The organism is Seonamhaeicola maritimus, assembly GCF_008056315.1.
Lineage (GTDB): Bacteria > Bacteroidota > Bacteroidia > Flavobacteriales > Flavobacteriaceae > Seonamhaeicola > Seonamhaeicola maritimus.
In genome coordinates this window covers 1-3,189 of record NZ_VRKQ01000015.1, presented here as the reverse complement: position 1 = coordinate 3,189, position 3,189 = coordinate 1, and the positions used below count along the sequence as shown (strand labels likewise).

The following is a 3,189-nucleotide window of genomic DNA, read 5'->3' as shown; positions in this document are numbered from 1 at the left end:
CAGATAATAATACGTGTACAAATTCAAATACAGCAACATTATTGATTAATCCGCTACCAATCTGTGAGATAACAGGCAACACCTTCATCTGCCCAGGAGATAAAACAAGCTTTACAGCTAGTGGTGGTACAAGTTATGTTTGGAAATATGATGGTAATATAATATCTAACTCAGCTAACACTGGTGATATTACTTTACCCGGGCTATATACTGTTTACGTAACAGACGGAAACGGTTGTATGTCTTCTTGTAGTGAAACTTTAAGAGTAGGTGGTACTAAGGTAAGACCAAATGTAACACCAACAAGTTATTGTGAAAATGATCCTCAAAAACCAACTACATTATGCAATTATGCAAATGTAAATGGTGTGCCTAATGCAACAATAAACTGGATAGGAGCCACTAAAGATGGTCAACCTTATGTTATTCAGTATGATCAAGGTACTGGTTGTCCATTAGCACCCACAGCAGTTGGTAATTATAAATTCTTTGTTGAAATTAAAACAGATGATAATTGTGTAACCTCATTTGGAGCTTCAACCGATTTTAATGTGTATCCTAAACCAACAGTAGATGCTGGTTTATCACCAGAACCATTATGTAGTGAAGGTGGTAGTGTACAACTTACAGGTTCGCCAGTAGGAGGTACATGGAGTGGCCCGCATATTACTGCTGGAGGTTTATTTACGGTACCAGATGGAGGTATAAATGCAGGAGATTATGAAGTGACATATACTTATACAACACCTGAGCAAGATGGAGCTTGTACAGATAGCGATAAAGTAATAATTCCCGTAGTAGACTGTACAGATTGTGGCACCGCCTTTGGAGTGATGCTTAATGATGATAAAACAGCTATAGATGAGCTAGTTTTAGACGATCAAGGAAACTATGTAAGTGGTACAAGCAAATGTTTTAGAGAAGATAGTTTCAGACGTTGGGGTTGGACAAATGCTATTACACCATCTAACGATCCATATATTCTTGATTTATATAGAGGCGCAGGAAGATGTCTACTAGACAAAGGGGAGTATGTAGGTTACGTAACGGTAAATTACAGTACTAGTGATGATACTGTTCATGTAGAGTTTACACCTAAAGATGGTGATACAGGCTTTGATGAGATTCACTTATATGTGGGGTGTGACCCATATCCAGAAAATAATTCTGGCGCTTATACTGTAGCACCTGGTCAATATACATTTGTATCTGAAGGTAATGGTTTTGCAGAAGGATGGAGTACATCATCAGACGCTGAAAAGAAAATAACAGTACCAGGAGGAGGATTAGTTTACCTAATTGCACACGTAGTGGCTTGTACTGATACTTCTGAAGATGATGCACCTAACGGATTTGTTCCAAGAGCAGGATATGGAGAATTTGAAGGTAATGCACCTACACCAGGAGAAATGAATTGTGAAGTTGTAGTTGATCCATGGTCAAAAACAATTGACACTAAAGTAACGGCTTATCCTATTCCGTTTACAGATCAGGTTAATGTAAGCTATAAGTTTGAGTATGATACAGATGTTACAATTAATGTGTATGACATAAAAGGCGCATTAATAAGACAAGCTGAAGATACCAATTATGCTAAAGGTACTTATGGTACTAAAACCATTGATTTATCTAGAGCTGATGATCAAATGTACTTTGTACGTTTAACCACCTCTAAAGAGAGTGCTGTTAGAAAAATAATATCAGCAAAACCTCAAGAGTAAGCAACTAACTTTTAACATTAAAAAAAGGAGTGGGATATCCGCTCCTTTTTTTTAATTTAAAGTTCTTTATCTATCACTTAAATTGTTGTACTCACCAAAATTAAAGGTGCTTCATCTATAAAAATACCAAGAAACCTACAATTGAATTAACTTAAAAGGTAATTAGGATTACTTCTTAATAGATCAATTGTTTAACTCCAAACTATCGACTCATGAAAAAATATTTAGTGTGTCTAACCGTATTTTTTTTATCCTACCAATTGTTTTCTCAATGTGATAATACAGAAGAATATCTAAATCCCATTCCAGGTGGTGTAGATATCAATGACGGCGAAGAACATCAAATAGCTTCTGGTATAGCAGCTGGAGAGTATGTAGTAATTAGCGGTTTAAATGCTTCAGACCATTACAGGTTTACCTCTAACCGTACCAATATTCCCAATGCAGACTATATCACTATTCGTGATGCTTCAAATAATAATGTTCTAGCGAGTAAGACTACCCCTTTAGAGCTAGACCCCATAAATGTTACTTCTATAGAAATCCACATAAATTTAAGTGCTGGATGTGGTACAGATACAGAGTTTCATGATTTAACCATACAGAATTTAACAAATGCTACTTGTAATATGCCGGGAGCTCCCGGAGGTATTACCTATAAGTCTGATACAAGAATAGATTTTTATTGGAGCGCTCCAGCCTTAAGTACCCCAACAGGCTATGATTGGCGTATAGTATTAGCGGGAGGAGATGTAGATACTAATATAATAGGTTCAGGAAGTACAACTGCTCCAACTACGAATGCAAGTACTGGAGAAATTTTATCAGCTAGTACATCGTATTGGATTTATGTTAGATCAACATGTTCAGGAGGGCAGGAGAGTAGTTGGTTTAAATTTCCGCCTACCTATATTACTAACGCCTTAGAACCACCAGATAATGATTTTTGTGAGGGAGCAGTTAATATAGTTCAAGAACTAAACAAAGCCAGTGTAGGAGATGCTACAGCTATCCCTGGAGATTTGAGCGGTGGAGCAGGTACCAATGTAGATGCCGAGACATGCAATACCAAAACAGGTAATGCCAGAGATGATATATGGTATAAATTTATTGCCCAGACAGATGATATTCATATTTATTTGGATCCTACCTTTGATGGTGTTTTAACTTTGTATTCTGGAGACTGTAATGCATTGAGTTATATTGCTTGTTCAGATGATGCTTCCACTGTTTTAGCAGACGAAGAAATTTTTTTTAGTACCTCAAATCCCGAATTTACTATTGGTGACACCTATTATATTAGGGTATACTATTTAGGAACAACCACACCTGTGAACCCAACTTTTAATTTAAAGTTATGGTCAAATGTTGCAGTAGATGATGATGATGAGGATGGATATGCAGATAACCCGAATGTAGATTGTGATGATGGTAATCCAGCTATTAATCCAGGAGCTACAGAAGTGGC

General features: G+C 36.7%; 2 protein-coding genes. Both read left to right on the top strand.

Annotation, left to right across the window (positions count from 1 at the left end; translation table 11 throughout):
- Positions 1-1,721, top strand: a 1,721-nt coding sequence (locus FUA22_RS13960; protein ID WP_147769217.1) for a T9SS type A sorting domain-containing protein, incomplete at its 5' end; no start/stop codon positions are given.
- Positions 1,722-1,933: 212 nt separating this feature from the next.
- Positions 1,934-3,189, top strand: a 1,256-nt coding sequence (locus FUA22_RS13955) for a putative metal-binding motif-containing protein (RefSeq protein WP_147769216.1), incomplete at its 3' end; no start/stop codon positions are given.